This is a genomic window from Kribbella flavida DSM 17836 (assembly GCF_000024345.1).
GTDB lineage: Bacteria > Actinomycetota > Actinomycetes > Propionibacteriales > Kribbellaceae > Kribbella > Kribbella flavida.
In genome coordinates, this window is record NC_013729.1 from 2,789,207 (window position 1) to 2,807,959 (window position 18,753).

Annotated in this window: 22 protein-coding genes; 12 read left to right on the plus strand and 10 right to left on the minus strand. The window is 70.0% G+C overall.

Annotated features, from left to right (window positions below; all coding sequences use genetic code 11):
* Positions 1-12: 12 nt before the first annotated feature.
* From KFLA_RS13105 to KFLA_RS13115, 3 genes are read right to left on the minus strand one after another with little or no spacing between them, the layout of a single operon-like run.
* A complete protein-coding gene (locus KFLA_RS13105) occupies positions 13-312 on the minus strand; it encodes a hypothetical protein (protein ID WP_012920274.1) in 300 nt (99 codons plus the stop codon).
* A complete protein-coding gene (locus KFLA_RS13110; protein WP_012920275.1) occupies positions 309-716 on the minus strand; it encodes a MerR family transcriptional regulator in 408 nt (135 codons plus the stop codon). The genes KFLA_RS13105 and KFLA_RS13110 overlap by 4 nt, the downstream gene beginning before the upstream one ends.
* 53 nt (positions 717-769) lie before the next feature.
* Positions 770-1,750 carry a carbohydrate kinase family protein gene (locus KFLA_RS13115; RefSeq protein WP_012920276.1) on the minus strand — a complete coding sequence of 327 codons (981 nt, stop codon included), beginning with the start codon at positions 1,748-1,750 and terminating at the stop codon, positions 770-772.
* A 94-nt stretch (positions 1,751-1,844) separates the two neighbouring features.
* On the opposite strand from KFLA_RS13115, the gene KFLA_RS13120 reads away from it, so the two are divergent.
* Genes KFLA_RS13120 through KFLA_RS35545 form a run of 5 tightly spaced genes read left to right on the plus strand, consistent with a single transcriptional unit; the run spans position 1,845 to position 5,702 of the window.
* Positions 1,845-2,486: an O-methyltransferase gene (locus tag KFLA_RS13120; protein WP_012920277.1), complete on the plus strand. Its 642-nt coding sequence runs from the start codon at positions 1,845-1,847 to the stop codon at positions 2,484-2,486.
* Complete coding sequence (locus KFLA_RS13125) at positions 2,483-3,148, plus strand: ABC transporter ATP-binding protein (protein ID WP_012920278.1); 666 nt, start codon at positions 2,483-2,485, stop codon at positions 3,146-3,148. Before KFLA_RS13120 ends, KFLA_RS13125 begins: the two co-directional genes overlap by 4 nt.
* A complete protein-coding gene (locus KFLA_RS13130) occupies positions 3,145-4,701 on the plus strand; it encodes a DUF6297 family protein (RefSeq protein ID WP_148256626.1) in 1,557 nt (518 codons plus the stop codon). The genes KFLA_RS13125 and KFLA_RS13130 overlap by 4 nt, the downstream gene beginning before the upstream one ends.
* Positions 4,702-4,752: 51 nt before the next feature.
* A complete protein-coding gene (locus KFLA_RS13135) occupies positions 4,753-5,094 on the plus strand; it encodes a PadR family transcriptional regulator (protein ID WP_012920280.1) in 342 nt (113 codons plus the stop codon).
* Positions 5,091-5,702 (plus strand): HAAS signaling domain-containing protein, encoded by a 612-nt coding sequence (locus KFLA_RS35545; protein ID WP_012920281.1) that lies wholly within the window; start codon positions 5,091-5,093, stop codon positions 5,700-5,702. The genes KFLA_RS13135 and KFLA_RS35545 overlap by 4 nt, the downstream gene beginning before the upstream one ends.
* Here KFLA_RS35545 and KFLA_RS13145 read toward each other — a convergent pair.
* From KFLA_RS13145 to KFLA_RS13165, 5 genes are all read right to left on the minus strand, one after another.
* Complete coding sequence (locus KFLA_RS13145; RefSeq protein ID WP_012920282.1) at positions 5,659-5,991, minus strand: nucleoside triphosphate pyrophosphohydrolase family protein; 333 nt, start codon at positions 5,989-5,991, stop codon at positions 5,659-5,661. The genes KFLA_RS35545 and KFLA_RS13145 overlap by 44 nt on opposite strands.
* A 32-nt stretch (positions 5,992-6,023) precedes the next feature.
* Positions 6,024-7,286 carry a hypothetical protein gene (locus tag KFLA_RS13150; RefSeq protein WP_012920283.1) on the minus strand — a complete coding sequence of 421 codons (1,263 nt, stop codon included), beginning with the start codon at positions 7,284-7,286 and terminating at the stop codon, positions 6,024-6,026.
* A gap of 11 nt (positions 7,287-7,297) precedes the next feature.
* Complete coding sequence (locus KFLA_RS13155; protein ID WP_012920284.1) at positions 7,298-8,836, minus strand: alkaline phosphatase D family protein; 1,539 nt, start codon at positions 8,834-8,836, stop codon at positions 7,298-7,300.
* A 125-nt stretch (positions 8,837-8,961) separates the two neighbouring features.
* Positions 8,962-9,918, minus strand: coding sequence for a peptidoglycan recognition protein family protein (locus KFLA_RS35550; RefSeq protein WP_012920285.1), 957 nt, complete (start codon positions 9,916-9,918; stop codon positions 8,962-8,964).
* Positions 9,919-10,008: 90 nt separating this feature from the next.
* Positions 10,009-11,103, minus strand: a complete 1,095-nt coding sequence (locus KFLA_RS13165) for an LLM class flavin-dependent oxidoreductase (protein ID WP_012920286.1) — start codon at positions 11,101-11,103, stop codon at positions 10,009-10,011.
* A 187-nt stretch (positions 11,104-11,290) separates the two neighbouring features.
* Here KFLA_RS13165 and KFLA_RS13170 point away from each other — a divergent pair, with 187 nt between their 5' ends.
* Entirely contained in the window at positions 11,291-13,198 is a 1,908-nt protein-coding gene (locus tag KFLA_RS13170) for a glycoside hydrolase family 76 protein (protein ID WP_012920287.1), read from the plus strand.
* 96 nt (positions 13,199-13,294) lie between these two features.
* Here the strand turns inward: KFLA_RS13170 and KFLA_RS39660 are convergent, their stop codons facing one another.
* Positions 13,295-14,008, minus strand: coding sequence for an NUDIX domain-containing protein (locus KFLA_RS39660; RefSeq protein WP_083792975.1), 714 nt, complete (start codon positions 14,006-14,008; stop codon positions 13,295-13,297).
* On the opposite strand from KFLA_RS39660, the gene KFLA_RS13180 reads away from it, so the two are divergent.
* From KFLA_RS13180 to KFLA_RS13195, 4 genes are read left to right on the plus strand one after another with little or no spacing between them, the layout of a single operon-like run.
* The gene (locus KFLA_RS13180) at positions 13,917-14,141 is read left to right on the plus strand and encodes a hypothetical protein (RefSeq protein WP_012920288.1); all 225 of its coding nucleotides are present in this window, start codon (positions 13,917-13,919) and stop codon (positions 14,139-14,141) included. The genes KFLA_RS39660 and KFLA_RS13180 overlap by 92 nt on opposite strands.
* Positions 14,131-14,643: a DUF6879 family protein gene (locus tag KFLA_RS13185; protein ID WP_012920289.1), complete on the plus strand. Its 513-nt coding sequence runs from the start codon at positions 14,131-14,133 to the stop codon at positions 14,641-14,643. The genes KFLA_RS13180 and KFLA_RS13185 overlap by 11 nt, the downstream gene beginning before the upstream one ends.
* Positions 14,644-14,653: 10 nt before the next feature.
* The gene (locus KFLA_RS13190) at positions 14,654-15,508 is read left to right on the plus strand and encodes a helix-turn-helix domain-containing protein (protein ID WP_012920290.1); all 855 of its coding nucleotides are present in this window, start codon (positions 14,654-14,656) and stop codon (positions 15,506-15,508) included.
* Between the two features lie 60 nt (positions 15,509-15,568).
* Positions 15,569-15,883, plus strand: a complete 315-nt coding sequence (locus tag KFLA_RS13195) for a hypothetical protein (protein ID WP_012920291.1) — start codon at positions 15,569-15,571, stop codon at positions 15,881-15,883.
* Between the two features lie 143 nt (positions 15,884-16,026).
* Here KFLA_RS13195 and glnA read toward each other — a convergent pair whose 3' ends face one another.
* Complete coding sequence (gene glnA, locus KFLA_RS13200) at positions 16,027-17,451, minus strand: type I glutamate--ammonia ligase (protein ID WP_012920292.1); 1,425 nt, start codon at positions 17,449-17,451, stop codon at positions 16,027-16,029.
* A 168-nt stretch (positions 17,452-17,619) separates the two neighbouring features.
* Between glnA and KFLA_RS13205 the strand changes: the two genes are divergently transcribed.
* Together KFLA_RS13205 and KFLA_RS37435 are read left to right on the plus strand one after the other, a co-directional pair.
* On the plus strand, positions 17,620-18,084 hold the full coding sequence (locus KFLA_RS13205) for an RDD family protein (RefSeq protein ID WP_012920293.1): 465 nt from the start codon (positions 17,620-17,622) through the stop codon (positions 18,082-18,084).
* A 54-nt stretch (positions 18,085-18,138) separates the two neighbouring features.
* Entirely contained in the window at positions 18,139-18,687 is a 549-nt protein-coding gene (locus KFLA_RS37435) for a hypothetical protein (protein WP_148256627.1), read from the plus strand.
* Positions 18,688-18,753 lie beyond the last annotated feature (66 nt).

Below are 18,753 nucleotides of genomic sequence, written 5' to 3' on the forward strand. Positions count from 1 at the left end.
GGCGAACTGGACTCAACCCTTCGCGGCAGCGATCGCGTGCTGCAATTGGTCGACCGAAGGGGCCGGCACCAGTCGGCCCTCGGCGTCCCGGTAGAGGCGGCACGACAGCCCGCGGTCACGGTCGTCGGCGATGGCGAACGGGTCGATGCCGTCGATCAGCAGCGTCGGCGAGCCGGCCATGCCGAACCTGGCGGCGTCCTCCGCTGACGCGATCGGACGAGTGGTGACCGGCCGGTCGGTCACCTCCGCCAGCCGTTCCAGCAGCGGCGGCAGGTTCGGGCAGTCCGGCACGTGCAGAACCTCGAGCTTCACCGGGTCGCCTGCCGGTGGTCATCGATCGCTTCCAGCAGCGTGCAGCGGCGGTCGGCGCGGGGCAGTTCACAGGTCGCGACGAGCTCGGCGAGCGAGGCAACCATGCGCTGCAGGTCCAGGATGCGCTGCTCGATGCCGGCGCGGCGGCGCTCGGCCAAGGCCCGGGCCGCGTCGCAGCCGTCCGGGCCACCGGCGTTCAGGTCGAGCAGTTCCTCGATCTCGTCGAGCGTGAACCCGAGTTGCTGACCACGTTTGATGAACCGCAGCACGTCTACCGTCGCCGGTGGGTAGGCCCGGTAGCCGCCCGGTGTTCGGGGTGGTTCGATCAGCAGCCCTCGGCGCTCGTAGTAGCGCAGCGTCTCGGGGTTCACCCCGGCCTGGTCGGCCACTTCACTGGTTCGCACAGCCCGATCCTCAACCCTGGACCTGGATACGAAGTCAAGCCCGGGGCCGACGGTCAGCCGAGGTTGAGGGTGGAGGCCGCGGTGGCGGCGGCCTGGTCGCCGTACGCCGAGGCGAGGCGCTGCAGGAACGCGGCGCGGTCCAGCGTGTACTCCTGGGTGCCGACGGTCTCCAGGACCGTGGTCGCCAGGGTGCAGCCGACCTGCGCGGCGGCCTCGTGGTCGAGGCCGGCGGCGCGGCCGGTCAGGTAGCCGGCCCGGAAGGCGTCGCCGCCACCGGTCGGGTCCACCAGGCCGGGCGTCGGCACGGCCGGGATCTTGGCCAGGATGCCGTCGGAGTTCTCGATCACGACGCCGTCGCCGCCGTGCGTGGTGACCCGGACCCCGACCCGCTGCAGGATCTCGGCGTGGCTCCAGCCGGTCTTCTGCACCATCAGGCCGGACTCGTACTCGTTGCTGAACAGGTACTCCGCGCCGTCGATCAGCTCGCGGATCTGCTCACCCTCCATCCGGGCCAGCTGCTGCGACGGGTCCGCGGCGATGGCGATGCCGTTCGCCTTGGCGAGCCGGGTGTGCTTGAGCATGCCGTCCGGGTCGTCGGCGCCGACCAGCACCAGGTCGATGCCGCCGGTCTGGGCATGGATCGCGGCCAGGTCGATCTCGCGGGACTCGGCCATCGCACCGGTGTAGAACGAGGCGATCTGGTTGGCGTCCAGGTCGGTCGTACAGGTGAAGCGGGCGGTGTGCACGTTCTCGCAGACCCGGACGTGGGAGATGTCGACACCGGCGGCGCTCAGCGCGGCGCCGTACTCGGCGAAGTCGGCCCCGACCGAGCCGATCAGCAGCGACGGCCGGCCGAGCTGGGCCATGCCGTAGCAGATGTTGGCGCCGACCCCACCACGGTGCACGACCAGCTCGTCCACCAGGAACGACAGCGACACCTTGTGCATCTGCTCCTCGAGGAACTGGTCCTTGAAGCGTCCCGGGAACGTCATCAGGATGTCGGTCGCGATCGATCCGGCGACGGCGATCTGCATGCTGGCTTCTCCTACGAGGGGTGGGGTGTCGAGCGGTAAGGCAACCCGTAGAGACTACAGGCGACCGATTCACGACGAAGAGGACGGCGATCAGATGGGCAACCAGGTCCAGGTGACCGACCAGCTGCACGACTACATGGTGGCGCACGGCATGCCGCTGGACGAGATCGCGACCGAGCTCGTCGAGCGGACCCAGCAACTCGGCGGTGTCGCCCGGATGCTCACCACCGCCGACCAGGCCGCACTGCTGACCACGCTGACCCGGCTGATCTCGGCCCGGCGCGCGGTCGAGATCGGCACCTTCACCGGGTTCTCCGCGCTCGCGATCGCCCGGGGCCTGCCCGCCGACGGACAGCTGATCTGCCTGGACGTCAGCGACGAGTGGACCTCGATCGGCCGCCCGTACTGGCAGCGGGCCGGGGTCGCGGACCGGATCGAGCTGCGGATCGGCGACGCGCACCAGTCGGCGGCCGAGCTGGACGGCGAGTTCGACCTGGCGTTCGTGGACGCCGACAAGCCCGGCTACATCGACTACTTCGAGCGCCTGCTGCCGCGGATCCGGCCGAACGGGCTGCTGCTGTTCGACAACACGCTGGCCGGCGGCCGGGTGGTCGGGCTGCACGACGAGGACCCGGTCGACCGCAAGGAGTTCAACGCCCACATCGCCCGGGACGACCGCGTCGACGTGGTGATGCTCGGCATCGGCGACGGGCTGACGCTGGTCCGCAAGCGATGACCCAGGCCGGACCCGGGCCCGAGCCCGCGCCCGAGCCGCGGTTGACCGTCACCGGCCTGCGGCACCGGTACGCCGACCGCCCGGTGATCGAGGACCTCACCTTCACGGTCCCGGCCGGCCGGGCGGTTGCCCTGGTCGGCCCGAACGGCGCCGGCAAGACCACCGTGCTGCGCTGCATCGTCGGATCGGCCGAGCCGGCGGCCGGCCGGATCCTGCTCGACGGCGTCCCGATCGACGAACGCGCCGAGCTGGTCCGTCGGGACGTCGCGGCGCTGCTCGACGACCTGGACTTCTTCCCGGACCTGACGGCCGCCGAGCACCTCGACCTGCTCGCCCGGGCGCACGGCAACGCGACGCCGGAGGACCTGGTCGACACGCTGCTGGACGACGTCGGCCTGCTCGCGGCCGCCGACCAGCTGCCGGGATCGTTGTCGTCGGGCCAACGCCGGCGGCTCGCGCTGGCGACCGCGCTGGTCCGGCCGCGCACGCTGCTCGTGCTGGACGAGCCGGAGCAGCGGCTGGACACCTCCGGCGTCGCCTGGCTGGCCGAGCGGTTGCAGGAGGAGAAGGAAGCGGGCACCTCGGTGGTGTTCGCGAGTCACGACCCGGCCCTGGTGGAGGCGGTCGCGGACGACACCGTCGAGCTCACCCCGCTGCCGTGAGCGCCGAGGGACCGGTGGTCTTCGACCCGGCCGACTTCGGAGCGATCCCGCGAGCGAAGGAGTTGCGCCGCTGGATGCGCAAGGTCCGGCGCGGCAAGGCGGACCGGACGTTCTCGCAGCAGTTCGAGGACGTGTACCTGATCGTCTTCGCCCTCGCCATGCTCGCGGCGAGCGGCGGCAACGTCGTACTGCACCTCAACGACAAGTCGGCCGCCTGTACGTCGGCGTCCTGCGGCTGGCTGCTCGACACGGTGCCGTGGATCCTGATCCCGCTGCTGGTGTCCGGCATGCTGCGCATCCTGCTCAGCGTCGGGCCGGTCTCGGCGTCCCGCGCGACCGGGTTCTGGCTGCTGGCCACTCCCGTGGATCGCGGCGCGCTGCTGCGCCCGACGTACCGGCTGGTGATCGTCGCGGCGGCGATCGTCGGCGCACTGAGCGCTGTGCTCGGGTTCGCTCTGTTCGGCGCGGCGTGGTCGACGGTGGGCGAGGCCGCACTGCTCACGCTGCTGCTGTTGATCTGTACGGCGTGCGCCACGGTGTGGGCCCAGCAGGCTGCGCCGCGCACCCGCTGGGCGCTGCGCATCGCCGACCTGCTGCTGGTGGTCGCCGCCATCCCGGCGCTGATCCTCGCCTCCCGAGCCGGTGCGGGCGTTTCCTCGAGCGAACTGGTCGGCACAGAGACCCTGATCATGTACACCAACGGCGATCAAGCCGGTGGACCGACTGGCGACCAGCTGCGCCTGCTGGTGACGGCTGCGCTCGTCGTGCTGATTGCCGGCGTGCTGGTGTCCTTCACCGCGCGCTCACTGGATCGGCTGCCGCGGCAAAGCGTGGTGGCGGGCGGTGAGTTGCTGGCCGGCATGGCCGGGGCGGCGATCACGATGGATATCAGTCTGCTCGCCGATGTGGTTGCCGGACGCCACTGGCGGATGGTCGGGCGGCTCAGGTCGCGGCGCGGGCGCGGTGCGCGGGTGCAGGCGTTGATCCACCGGGAGTTCCTCCGCGTCCTGCGGTGGCCACGCCGGCTCGTCGTCGGCTTCGGCCTGCTGGTCGTCCCGTACGCCGTTGCCGGCACAGGGTACGACGTACTGGTCCCGATCGCGGCCGGGATCGCCGGTTTCATCGCCACCCGGCCGTTGATGGACGGCCTGCGCTCGGTCTGCCGCTCGACCGGCCTGGTCCGTGCCCTGGGCATGGAACTGCGCGAGCTCCGGGTCGCGATGGGCGTCGTGCCTGCGGGGTTCGTGCTGCTGTGGAGCGCGGTCGCGTTTCCCGCGCTGGGCGACCTGCCCACGACCTTCGCGGTCGGTGCGGGGGTCCTGACCGGAGTCGTCCGTCAGGCGTCCGCGCCACCACCGTCGTACAGCGGGCCACTGATCGCCTCCCCGATGGGCGCCATCCCGCCCGGCATCTTCTCCCAGCCGCTGCGCGGCTTCGACCTGCTGCTGATCTGCCTGTTCCCGGTCCTGCTCGGCCTGGATCCACTCTGGCGCTACGCCATTCCCGGCTGCGTACTCGCCATCCTCTTCTCCCTCAAGCCCCGGACCACCTGACCGCCGAACCGCCGCTGGTGCAACTGTGCGTACCGAGGTACCTTGTCTCGCATGGTAGCCGAGAAGGCCTTCAGCCAGCTCCGGCGCGGCACGCTCGAGTACTGCGTCCTGGCGCTGCTGCAGGACGACGAGCGCTACGGCTTCGAGCTGGTGAAGGCGCTCGGGCGCGTCGACGGACTGGTGACGACCGAGGGCACGCTCTACCCGTTGCTGGCTCGCCTGCGGCGTGAGGGGCTGGTCGACACCGTGTGGCGGGAGTCCGAGGCCGGCCCGCCTCGCCGGTACTACCGCTCCACGGCCGCGGGCACCGCCGCTCTGGCCGCCTTCATCGTCGACTGGGAGCGGTTCCGGACCTCGGTCGACTCCGTTCTGGGGCTTGGGAGGGATCGATGACCGTGCAGCACGAGGCCGACCAGCTGGTCGACGCGTACCTGACGTACCTGACGAAGGCGGCCGAACCGTTGCCGGAGGAACGGCGGACCGACCTGGTCGCCGAGGTGACCGCGCACATCGCCGAGGAGCGGGCGGCGGGGGTGGAGTCGCCGGCCGAGATCAGAGCGATGCTGGCCCGGCTTGGCGACCCGGACGAGATCGTCGCGGCTGCTACCGACGGCCTGGTGCTGGTGAAGCGCCAACCGCGGTACCGCAGCCGGGACGTGGCGACCCTGCTGCTGCTTCCGTTCGGCGGCTTCCTCTACCTGGCCGGTTGGGTCGTTGGTGTGGCGTTGCTGTGGACCTCGGACCGCTGGACCCGCGAGGAGAAGCTGCTGGGCACGCTCGTGGTGCCGTTCGGCTACCTGCCGGTGCTCATGCTGGGCAGCCTGTCCACGGCCGCGTGCCGAACCGACGTGAACGGCGTGATCCTGGGGTGCGGCGGCTACACCTACCCGGAGTGGTTCCAGGCGCCGATCGTGATCGTGCTGTCCGCGGCGCAGCTGGTCATGCTGTTCATCCTGGTCAAGAACGCGCGCCCGGGTCGGTCAGCTGGGCCTCGCGGATGAGCCACTTGCGCTCGACGGCGGCCGGTACGTCGACGCCGTGGTGGCGGGCGAGCAGCAGCAGCTGGCACAGCACGTCGGCGAACTCGAGCTCGAAGCCGTCGCGCAGCTCGTGCTCCGTGCGGTTCTTGGGCCGGGCGCGGCCGGTGACCTGGAGGTAGGCCTGCGTCAGCTCGCCCACCTCCTCCTGCAGCTTGAGCAGGAACCAGTCACCGTCGCGCTCGATCCCCAGAGACTCGCCGTACTTCACCGAGATCTTCTCGGCCCGCTCGGTCAGCTCCGTGATGTCCACGCAGCCAGCCAATCAGACCGGTCGGACAGTGCTCACCACTCGGTGTTGGAGATGTCGTGGCCGAGTATCACCTGGTCGAAGGTGTTGCCGTCGTTGTCGTCGGTGTAGGCGACGGCGACCTCGGACCACGGCGACACCGCGACCGCGAGCTGTTCCTGCCGGCCGGCGGTGAGCTGGCTGAGGCGCTGGGCGGACAGCCGGCCGGTGCTGCTGCCGTCCGGGCCGAAGCCGCGGACCCAGACGTCGAGGTCGGTCGCCTGCACGGTCCAGCCGACGACGGTGCCGGCCTGGTCGTCGATGCCCACCGACGGCAGTTTCGCCCCGGTGCCGACCTGTACGTCGGCGAACCGGGGACCGCCCGTCGCGGTGAAGGTGCGGGTCCAGGTGCCCGCCGTACCGGTGTGGTCGGACTGCCACGCGATCGCGAAGTCGCCGTTGAAGTTGGCGGCCACCGACGCCGTCGTCTGCTGCCCCCCGGTCTCGGCGTTCGCCGTCCGGCGGGACAGGGTGGCCGCGCCGTTGGTCCGGCCCAGCCGGATCAGGCCGACGTTGTAGACGCCGTTGGCGTCCCCGTCCTCGTCCCACACGACCACCGCGTCCCCAAAGGCCGACACCGCGACGTCCGGGTTGTGGTGCTGACCGGTGGTCTGGGACGCCGTCACCTCCCACGCGCGGGTGGTCGGACCGGTGTACCCGGCCGCCTTGATCGTCGGCTGTGCGCCGGTCTGCAGGTCCTCCCAGACGACGCTGAAGGCCACCGCTGCACCGGACGGAGCGCCGTCCGGGTCGACGGCGACGCGCGGTTCGGTCTGCTGGCCGGTGGAACTGCTGTTGGCGGTGCCCGAGGCGGTGACCGTGCCGGCGGTGTTCACCACCCGGTACGGGATGTTGTAGTAGCCGTTGCCGTCGGGGTCGTCGGCCCACACCACGACGGCGTTGCCCTTGTCGTCCAGACCGACGTCCGGCTGCAGATGACGCCAGGTGGTGACGCCGCTGCCGCCGGCCGCCGACAGCTTCGTCTCGTACACGGCCGCGCCGTGGCGGAACAGCCGCAGGTAGATCTCACTGTGCGCGTTGTCGTCGGCCCCGGTGGCGTCCCGGTCGTCCTCCCAGACGACGGCGACGTAGCCGGTGCGGTTGGTCGCGATCGCCGGAGCGTCCTGGTCGCCGGTGGAAGCGCTGTTGGCGGTCTGCCAGGTCGGCGTCGCCAGGGCAGCGCCGGCAGTCGTCGCGGTGGTCGCGGTGAAGGCGATCGACGAGGCGGCGGCGAGGGTGATGGCGAGGAGCTTCTTCATGGCTGATCCCCTCAGACCGTCTGCAGGCCGGGCCGGCCCTCTTGGACGACGAACGACTTGACCGTGGACGCCGCGGCGCCGTGCTCCGTCACCTTGGCCACCGCGCGGAAGTCCGCGCGCAGCTGGGTCGGGCTGAGCGTCGTCCGGATGTAGCCACGCCGGTTGTTGTAGAACTTCAGCCACGGGTTCGTGCCGACGTCGGGAATGGTGGTGGCTCCGTCCCCGTCGCCACCCGAGCTCACCGAACTGGTGACCAGCTCCGAGCCGATCACCGCCGAGGACGGGTTGTTGTAGTCGGCAACGAGATTGCTGGCCCAGGCGCGGTGCACGTCACCGGTGAGCACCACCGGGTTCCGCACGCCGCGGTTGACCCAGCCCTGCTGGATCCGGGCCCGCGAGGCCCGGTAGCCGTCCCAGGCGTCCATGCTCGCACCGGACGCGTTGAACCGGCGGGCGAAGAACACCTGCTGGCCGATGATGTCCCAGGTTCCGGTGCGCTGCGCGAGGTTGTTGAGCAGCCAGGTCTCCTGCGCGTTGCCGGGTAGGCTGCGAGTGGCCAGGTCGGCGTCCGAGCACGTCTTCCAGCCGTCGCCGCAGGCCTGGTCGTTGCGGTACTGCCGGGTGTCGAGCATGTGGAAGCTGGCGAGATTGCCCCACTGCAACCGGCGGTACAGCGGGATGCTCGCGCCGCTGGGAGCCTGCGCCGGACGCAGCGGCATGTTCTCGTAGTACGCCTTGTACGCCGCGCTCTGCCGCGCCGTCCACTGGGCGGCGGTCAGCGTCGGCGTGCTGTCGGCCCGGATGTTGCCGGCCCGGTTGTTCTCCACCTCGTGGTCGTCCGGGACGACGATCCACGGCGCGGCCGCGTGCGCCGCCTGCAGGTCCGGGTCCGACTTGTACTGCGCGTACCGGCGCCGGTAGTCGGCCAGCGACACGATCTCGGTCGACCCGGCGTGCGCCCGGGGCCGGCCGGAGGCCGTGCCGTACTCGTAGATGTAGTCGCCGAGGTGCAGGATGACGCCCGGGTTGTCCTCGGCCATCCGGCGGTAGACGGTGAAGTACCCCTCCTCGTAGTGCGAGCACGAGGTGAACGCCATCACCAGGTCACGTCCGGCGGTGCCGGCCGCGGGAGCCGTCCGGGTGCGGCCGACGGGGGAGAGGTGGCCCTGGGCGCGGAACCGGTAGTAGTAGTCCGCGTCGGCCGCGAGACCGCCGGCGACCACGTGCACCGAGTGCGCCGCGGCGTACGTGGCGGTGACCGAGCCGGACGCGACCACGGTGGCGAACCGGTCGTCGGTGGAGACCTGCCAGTCGACGGTGACGTTGGTGTTGGCCATGCCACCTTGGCCGTCGGCGTTCAGCGGCGAGGGGGCGAGCCTGGTCCAGAGCACGACGCTGCTGGCATCGGGTTCACCGGAGGCGACCCCCAGCTGGAACGGGTAGGGCACGGCGGCGGTGGCGGAGATGATGCTGGAGTGGGCGGGGACAGCGGCGGCACCGGCCGCTGCGAGTCCGCCGAGCACCAGGGTGCGTCGGCTGATCGGGGTCATGGGTCTCACCTTCGTGAACGGGGCGGAAGTTCGTTCCCATGGTGGCCCTATTTCTGTAACTTATCTACTACGCCGAGTGAACTGCCGGCAAGGGTGGAGTGCCTTGCCGGCTTGGGGTCGGGACCCTAGCGGGAGGTGCCGGCGTCGGTGTGCTCCGGGTCGGTGTGGTCGTGGTCGGGGTCTGCTGGTTCCGCCGGGGAGCTCGGGTCTGGCTCGAGCGGCGGGATGTTGGCGGCGTCGGGCAGCGCGGCGAGAATGGCGTTGAAGCGGCGGACGTAGTCCTGGTACCGGCCGGCCTCCTGGTTGACCAGCCCCTGCACCCGGCGCTGCAGATCGGCGTACCGGCCCTCCTCCTGGTCGATCAAGCCCTGCACGCGGTTCGCCAGGTCGGCGTAGCGCTGCGCCTCGGCGGTCTGGAACTTCCTCAGCTCGGCGAGTACCTCGTCGGCGTTTGCCATGTCGTCTCCATCGGGTCCGGCCCGCAGGACGGCGGCCAGGTCGGTGCGGAATCGGTTCATCGGGCAGAAGCCCGGGTCGGCCTTGCGGCGGGTGTGCTCGCGGTGCGCGATCACCGACAGCGCGGACCAGCCGTGGAAGTCGCAGATCGCGGCCGCGTGCCGCAATGCCGTCCGGTACGCCGCCGCGGACATCGCTCGCCGGCCGTCGTACCGGATCTCGTTGCCGTAGTAGTGGGCGTTGCCGTCGACGGTGTCGTCGCCGGGTCGCAGTTCGGCGGTGTAGCCGGCATGGTTCTGCGCGGTCACCCGGTTGAGCGTGGTCGACGAGCCGCGGCCGGCGTGGTTCGCCCGCCCCGTGGCGCCGAGGTGCAGGTCGCCGTCGAGGTCGGTCGCGACGTGGCACAAGGGCCCCGGAATCCCGTCCTCGGGCCGGCCGCGGACGAACAGGAAGTTCAGGTAGTCGTTGCTCTGCGAGTTGCTGCCGGTGTGGTGCACCATGACCCCGCGCACGTCCCCGAACCCGCCCGGCCGCCCGCGCGAGCGCCAGCCCGGGTACTCCCGGAACCTCACTCCCCACTTCCGCAGCGCCGCCACGGTCTGGTCGGCCGTCATCGGTCTGGCCAAGACAAGCTCCTCACATCGCCTCACCGCACCCGGCGCCGATGACGCCCGGTGTCGCTCACTCTACCGTGCGTGACGATGGCTGGCGACGGCTCAGCCGGCGCCGTCCTCGCGGACCAGGGGCAGCAGCTGGTCGCCGACCCGGACGATCTCCTCGCGGTAGGGCGTGTCCGAGAGGATGAGGTGGGTGACGCCGAGATCCCGGTACTTGGTCAGGGACTTGGCGACGTCCTGCGCGGACCCGACCAGCCAGGTTGTGCCGGCGCCGCCACCGCCGTACTTGCCGGGCGCGGTGTACAGGTTGTCGTCGAGCACCTCGCCGCGCTGCGCCAGGTCGAGCAGGCGTTGCTGGCCGACCGCCTTGGACCGGTGCGCGGCCGGCTGCCCCGCGCCGTGGGTGTCGGGAAGTTGGTTGCCCTCGGCCATCTTCGCCACCTTGGCCTCGGCGTCGGCCCAGGCCTGCTCGGTGGTGTCCCGCACCAGCGTGGTGATCCGCAGCCCGAACTCCAGCGGCGCGTGCTCGCGGCCGAGCTCCGCCTGCAGCGCCTCGAGCCGGTCGATGCGCTCGGCGATGCCGTCGCGCGGTTCGCCCCAGAAGAGCTGCACGTCGGCCTCGGTCGCGGCGACCCGCTCCGCCGCGGGGGAGGCGCCGCCGAAGTACAGACGTGGGTGCGGCCGGCCTTCGCGAACGATCGGCCGGCTGGCGACGGTGGAGTTCGCGACGGCGAAGTACTCGCCGCTGAACGTGACCTCCTCCTCGGTCCACAGCCGCCGGACCACCTGCAGGAACTCCTTCGTCCGCGCGTACCGCTGCGCCTGATCGCCCTCGCTGTCGCCGTACGCCGCGAGGTTGTCCTGTCCGGACACGATGTTGATCAGCAGCCGGCCTTCGCTCAACTGGTCGAGCGTGCTCGCCGCGGACGCGAAGTGCGCCGGCTGCCAGTACCCCGGCCGGATCGCGACCAGCGGCTGGAACGTCGTGGTCCGGGCCGCCAGCGCCGTGGCCACCGTGAACGTGTCCGGCCGTCCCCACCCCGTCCCGAGCAGGGCGCCACCCCATCCGTGCCGCTCGGTCAGCCGGGCGAGCTCGGTCAACCGTTCGAGGCTGTTGTGCCCGGCGGTGGCGTCGTCGCCCCGGTGTCCGGGCTCGACCTGATTGGGGATGTACCAGAGGAACTCGGCGCTCATGGCAGAACCTTCCGGGCGGAGAGCAGGACGGAAAAGACTGTAATCCACCTGATCTACTGCACATTGATCATCTCATCGTTCGGCATTGACAGCGTTGTCGGCGGCGGCGACGATACAACGCGACAGCGAATGAAACGTTTCCAACCTCGCTGTGCAGAGCCGCCCTGAAGCCCCCGAGGAGATCCGAATGATCGTGAGTCGATCGCGCGTTCTGCGCGCACTGGTGGCCGGCGTGGCCACACTGGCCGTCGGGCTGGTGTCGGTGCCGCCTGCCGAGGCCGAACCAGGAGCCGGTCCGGGAGGTGCCGCCGGACCAACGGCGACGGCCCGGGCCCGGGTGGCCGCCGACGTGCTGATGAGCTCGTACGAGCCGGTGAAGGCGTGGTTCCCGTCCAGCTGGTGGAACTCGGCCGTCGCGCTGCAGACCATCGGCGACTACATGGAACGCACCGGCGACCGGCGCTACCTGCCGCAGCTGGACAACACCTTCGAGAAGGCCAAGGGCGTCTTCCCGGCCGGCTACCTGTCGGGCGATCCGCTGCTCGGCAACTTCACCAGCCGCGCCATCGACGACTCCGAGTGGTGGGCGCTGACCTGGATCCAGACCTACGACCTGACCAAGAACCCGAAGTACCTCGCGATGGCGGTCACGATCGCCGAGTACGTCGAGGACTACTGGGACAACACCTGCGGCGGCGGTGTCTGGTGGGACGCCGAGCGGACGTACAAGAACGCCGTCACCAACGGCCTCTGGATCCGCCTCACCGCCGAGCTGCACAACCGGATCCCCGGCGACCGGCACTGGCTGGGCCGCGCGCAGCAAGGGTGGAACTGGTTCGTCGGCAGCGGCATGATCAACGCCGACGGCCTGGTGAACGACGGCTTGAAGACAGGCACGTGCCAGAGCAACAACGAGACGGTGTGGACCTACAACCAGGGCCTGGCGATCGGCGCCGGCCTCGAGCTGTGGCGGGCCACCCGCAACCCCGAGCTGCTGACCACGGTCCGGCGGCTGGCGGACTCCGCGATCGGTGCGCGCGGTCTGGTCTCGAACGGAATCCTGACCGAGTCCTGCGACGTGCTGGGCAAGGTCTGCGACGACAACCAGAAGCAGTTCAAGGGCATCTTCATGCGGTACTGGATGGACCTGACCGACACGACGCACAACCGCCGCTACACCGCCTTCCAGACCCGGCAGGCCGCCACGGTCTGGGACAACGACCGGGACGCGGCCGGACGACTCGGCCTGCGCTGGTCCGGTGCGGCCAGTCCGACCGACCCGAACGTTTTCGACTGGCGGACCCAGGCCAGTGCGCTCAGCGCGCTGATCGCCGACGTACCGGCGCAGCCGCCGGTGAGGTCTCTGTCGGCGAGCATGTCCCCGGCCCAGCCCGTGGTGCTGTCCGCGAGCGGGAGCGCTACCCACGTCAAGCTGGTCGCTCGGCTCCAGGCGACCGCGCCCGCCGGTCAGCGGATCAAGGCTGAGGTACGGGCCTCAGGGCCGTCCGGCTGGACCGTGAGCCCGCGTCAGGCGACGGTGACGCTGTACCCGAAGGGCAACGCCGTACCGGCACAGGCCGAGGTCGAGCTCGACGTGACCATCCCCGGCGGTACGGCGGACGGCCGCTACCCGATCACCGTGTCGGCGACGTCCGGCCCGCTGCTCAGCTTCACCACGCAGGCGGAGATCCTGGTGGCGCGCACCGTGAACTTCGACACCGGCACCGCGGCCGAGCTGCCCTGGCTGTGGGACGCCGGCGGATCGCAGAGCCACGGCCCGCAGAACCGCTTCGCCGACGGCAACGCGTACTTCGTCTACCGCTTCCCGTTCCCGTCCGGCACCACCGCCGCGTCCACGACCCTGACGATCGACAACGAGTACCACGTCGAGGTCAGTGGCGACGGCCGCCGGTGGACCACCGTCGCCCGGGAGACCCGCCACATCCACGGCGGCGAGAACAAGGCCGTCCGCACCTTCGACCTGACTCCCCACCTCGGCCCGGACAAGGCAGCCTACGTCCGCGTCTCGGACTCGTTCCCCGAAGAGGGCTGGGGCGGCCGCGTCACCCACGTGAGCGCGGCGTTCACCAGCTAGGCCCAACAGCTGACGGCGGCCGGCCCGGAACCAGACGTTCCGGGCCGGCCGCCTCCGGCTCGCCGATATCAACCGCCTCCACCGGCGCACCGTCTCTCAGCAAGCCCAGCAGCAACTGGCCGAGGCGAGGTGGGAAGACCGTCTCCGAGGTCTCCACCAGCTCCTGCGCCCGCCACCACCGGAACCCCAAGATGCTGCGCGTTTCGTACTCACTGAGCTGCGCCGGCACCGGGGCGAACCGTCAACCCTGTGCATCAGCCACTCCTCGTGCACCTCGACAGCCCGGCCGTCGAACTCGTACGTGTGATCCCGCCACCACACCGGACTCCCGACCGCGAGCTCCGCCAGCCCGGTCTCCTCGTACGCCTCGCGCGCCGCGGCCTCCTGCAGCGTTTCGCCCGGCTCGACCCCACCACCCACGGGGTACCAGCACTCGGCTCCTGTCCGAGGGTCTTTGCCATGGATGAGCAGCACACAGCCCTCCCCATCCAGCAGCAACAACTTCACCGCAAGTCTCACCACGACAGCAACGGTAGGGGCAGCGGCATCACTGGTCTTCAGGTGAGCGTCTCGGGCAAAGGTGTCGGCTGATGACGTGCCGCGTTCAACCAGATGCCTCGGTGCTTCAGGCGGCATCGACACGCCGCTCGCCGACGACGTACCGCCCTGCAGACCTACGCTGCAAGTCCATGCAACTCGAGCCGACAGGGGAAGGATCGTGGCGCTACGGTTCATCGGCAGGGACCCCAATTCACCCAATACCAACTCGCCCACCGTATGGGTCGACGAGGCCGACGGCAGTCTGGTCATCCAGGGCTGGAAGCTCGACGAGGAGGCCACTGCGGCGGTGAACGCCACGGCTCCGGTCCCGGAGCACGAGACCGTGCTGCGAATCCCCGCTCGCATGGCACCGTTTCTGAAGGAGGCGATGGGTGACGTCTGAGCCGGCCGCGTTCCAGTTGTTCAGGGCCGCTGAGCGCAGCGCGCTCCATCTCGAGACCAGGGACTTGTACGAGCCACGCGATCCGGACTGGAACGAGTGGAGGTCGGGCGGACGGTTCGACCCTGCGCGACGGTGGCACGTCTTCCACGACCTCGTACGGGATACGACGAGTCGCGGAGTCGAAGTACGGCGTGCCCGCATCGTCTCGGAGCCCATCAGCGAGTACGTCCGCTTCGAGTACGACGTGACCGAGCCGCACAACCTCGCCGCGGGCGAGCAGGTGCGGTGGCTGCCACGCCAGCACAGTGCTGAACTGCTGGTACCGGCCAACGACTTCTGGGTGTTCGACGCCCAGGTCGTGCTGTGGAACTTCTTTGACGGTGACGGATCTTGGGTTGGCGAGGAGCGGGTCGACGACCCGGAGTTGGCGAGGCTGTGCGTAGCATCGTTCGACGCTGTCTGGGATCGGGCGATCCCGCACCAGGAGTACCACCCGAGCTGAAAGACGTCCGTTGCCGACCCCTCCCGCCTTCTCCAACGCGCAGAAGGCCAAGCGCGACTTCGGTGTCCGTCTCGGTGAGATCCGGAAAGCCGCCGGCTTCACCGGACGGGCACTCGCCAGCTCGTGCGGGTGGCACGAGTCGAAGGTGTCTCGCATCGAGAACGGCCGGACCTCGCCGTCCGCCACCGACGTCCAGGCCTGGGCGGAGACCTGTGCGGCCCTCGACCAACTGCCCGACCTCATCGCATCGCTCGAGGCCATCGAAGGTATGTTCGTCGAGTGGCGCCGGATGGAACGCACCGGCCTCAAGCGAGCTCAGCAGGCGGTGCTCCCGCTGTGGGAGCGCACCCGCCGGTTCCGCACCTACTCCCCGTGGCTGATCCCCGGGGCGGTGCAGACCGAGAGTTATACGCGTGCGGTCCTGCGTGGAACCTCTGCACGTCGCGGCCTACCGGACGACGTGGACGCCGCTGTGACAGTCCGAAAGGACCGCCTGCGGCTCTTGTACGAGGGGAACCGGACGTTCGCCGTACTGATCGAGGAGTCGGTGCTGCGCAACGTGATCGGCGGCGCCGACGTGATGGCCGGTCAGCTCGGTCACCTGCTGACCGTGGGCGAATTGCCGTCCGTGTCCCTGGGGATCCTGCCGATGGGGCTCGATCGGACGGGGATGCCGCCCGTCGAGGACTTCTGGATCTTCGACGACAGTCAGGTCAACGTCGAGCTGATCTCGGGATACCTCACCATCACCCAGCCGGGCGAGCTCGCGATGTACGCCGATGCCTTTCGCCGGCTGGCTGACCTCGCGGTCGTCGGCGCAGGTGCTCGACGTCTGGTCGCGGCCGCGATCGAAGCCCTGGAGTGATGCCTGCAAGTCTGTGCAAGTTCGTCGCGCGGAGATCTTGAGGCGCCGTACCGTCACATCATGAAGGAGGCACGCCACGGGGTCGAGCAAAGAGGCGGCGTCGAGTGGGTGGGACACCCGAACGACGGTCAGTCAACGGAGTCGGGACCTGGCGAACCACAGCAGCCGAAGGTCAACGTCGACCAGCGCGTCAACCACTGCGAGTACGGCCGCGGCACTGTGGTGCTGTTCCATGGCGATCTGCTGCAGGTGCTCTGGGACAGGCCGCTCCTTGAAGGAACGTCGTCACGGCTGATGTCGCATGACGCCTCGTTCGTACGGCAACTGACACCCTTGATCGTCGATGCCGACGGTCGGGAGTTCTCTGCCTCATAGAACGGCGGGGTGCGGCGTGTGACTACCGAGACCGCGTTCGCCCCGCCAGCCACCCGCCACGCGCTGCTCCCGCGAGGCCCCTCAGAGAACGAACGAGCCCCACCCGCAGGTGGCGGGTGGGGCTCGTTGTGACGGCTGGAGGATCAGACGTCGTAGTACAGCTCGAACTCGTGCGGGTGGGGGCGGAGCTGGATCGGGGCGATCTCGGTCTCGCGCTTGAGGTCGATCCAGGTCTCGATCAGGTCGGAGGTGAAGACGTCGCCCTCGAGCAGGAAGTCGTGGTCGGCCTCGAGGGCGTCGATCACGGCCGGCAGCGAGGTGGGGACCTGGTTGAGCTGCTTGTGCTCCTCCGGCGGGAGCTCGTACAGGTCCTTGTCGACCGGGTCGGCCGGCTCGATCTTGTTGCGGATGCCGTCGATGCCGGCCAGCAGCTGGGCCGAGAAGGCCAGGTACGGGTTGGCCGACGGGTCGGGGCAGCGGAACTCGATGCGCTTGGCCTTCGGGTTCGAGCCGGTGATCGGGATCCGGATGCAGGCCGAGCGGTTGCGCTGGGAGTAGACCAGGTTGACCGGGGCCTCGAAGCCGGGGACCAGCCGGTGGTAGGAGTTCACCGTCGGGTTGGTGAAGGCCAGCAGCGACGGGGCGTGCTTGAGCAGGCCGCCGATGTACCAGCGGGCCATGTCCGACAGGCCGCCGTAGCCGGACTCGTCGTAGAACAGCGGGTCGCCGTTGCTCCACAGCGACTGGTGGCAGTGCATGCCCGAGCCGTTGTCGCCGAAGATCGGCTTCGGCATGAAGGTCGCGGTCTTGCCGGCCGCCCAGGCGGTGTTCTTGACGATGTACTTGAACTTCATCACGTTGTCGGCGCTGGTCAGCAGCTCGTCGAAGCGGAAGTTGATCTCCGCCTGACCGGCGGTGCCGACCTCGTGGTGGGCGCGCTCGACGACCAGGCCGGACTTCTCCAGCGCCAGCGTGATGTCGTCGCGCAGCTCGCCGAAGTGGTCGGTCGGCGCGACCGGGAAGTAGCCGCCCTTGTAGCGGACCTTGTACCCGCGGTTGCCGCCGTCCTCGACCCGGCCGGTGTTCCAGGCGCCGGCGATCGAGTCGATCGCGTAGTACCCGGTGTTGGCCTTGGTCTCGAACCGGACGTCGTCGAAGACGTAGAACTCCGCCTCCGGCGCGAAGAACGCGGTGTCCGCGATGCCGGTCGAGGCCAGGTACGCCTGGGCCTTGCGGGCGATGTTGCGGGGGTCGCGGCTGTAGGCCTCACCGGTCAGCGGGTCGTGCACGAAGAAGTTGATGACCAGCGTCTTCGCCCCACGGAACGTGTCGATGAAGGCGGTGGTCGGGTCGGGCAGCAGCATCATGTCGGACTCGTGGATCTGCTGGAACCCGCGCACCGACGAACCGTCGAACGCCAGGCCCTCTTCGAAGACCTCAGGTCCGAACGACGACACCGGGACGGTGAAGTGCTGCATGATGCCCGGCAGGTCGCAGAACCGGACGTCGATGATCTCGACGCCCTCGTCCTTGACGTAGGCGAGCAGCTCCTCAGCGCTGGAAAACATACGTACTCCTCGGGGTGGCTCAGAGATTGTTCTGAACGTAGGCCCTGCCGATTACTCGGCCGTGACCCCAGTGTTTCGCGGATGTTACGCCCAGCGTGTCCGCGCTGACCCACTGGCGAGGGCGGGGGAGTGCAGTGAGAACTGCGGCCCGTCCGTAGGCTAGTCACTATGGCATCCTCCGCGCATCCCGGCACAGGGCCCGCCGAAGAGTTCCGTTATCCGGGCAGCCGGCTCGGGCTGCCCGAGGACGGGCCGGGGTCGGTGACCGGCTGGGGGCGCCGGCTGCTCGCGCTGGTCGTCGACTGGCTGATCGCCGGACTGATCGCCTCGGCGATCACCAGCAAGCCGATGTGGGCCGGTGGCAACGACTACAACACGGCCCAGTTGGTCACGTTCTTCGCGATGTCGGCGATCCTGGCCGGGCTCGTCGGCTTCACCGTCGGTCACCGGATCTGCGGCCTGCGGGTCCTCCGGGTCGGCGCCCAGGGCCCGGGTTACACCGCACAGGTCGGCCTGCTGGCCGGCGTGATCCGCGCGTTCCTGATCTGCCTGGTGCTGCCCGCAGTCGTGTACGACCGCGACCGCCGCGGCCTGCACGACCGCGCCGCCAGCACCATCGTCGTACGCCGCTGACCCCTACCGGCCACCCGCCGCCGAAGATCCGCGATCGGCGGCAGCATGGTCGGCATGAAGGTGATCACCGCCACCCTGGCCGCCACCGTGCTGCTGGTCAGCTGCGGCGCCGACCCGGCAGGATCCAGTACACCGGGCCCGTCGCCGTCGCCGTCGACGCCGTCGCCCGCGATCACGCCGAGCGCCACCCCGTCGCCCGCACCCACCCCCACGCGAACGCCGACGCCGAGTCCAACGCCGCGGCCGACGACGCCCAAGCCGGTGGCGCCGCCGAAGGCCAAGGACGGGACGAACGTCGCCGCGTGCCGTGACGGCAACTGCCAGATCCTGGTCACCGGCAGGACCACGATCCGGTTCAGCGGCGGCCGGATCGTGGTGACCCAGGTCGGCCCGAAGTTCGCCACCTTCACGCTCACCGGCCGGTACGGCGGCGGGAACGGGCAGCTCGGCCCGAACTGCGCGGTCACCTTCGGGTACGGCGGCCTGAGCACCCGCTGCGGCGGGACCAAGCCGGCGCCGCGGACCGAGGACCCGCCCGGTCTCACCCTGCGTGCGCCGTACGTCGCCGGCCGCCGCGCGATCATCGACCTGCACGCGCGCTGAGGCCGCGCGCCCAATCAGCCCGGCTCCTGCGTTTCTCACGGGTTGGCCCGCGAGAGGCAGGGTTGG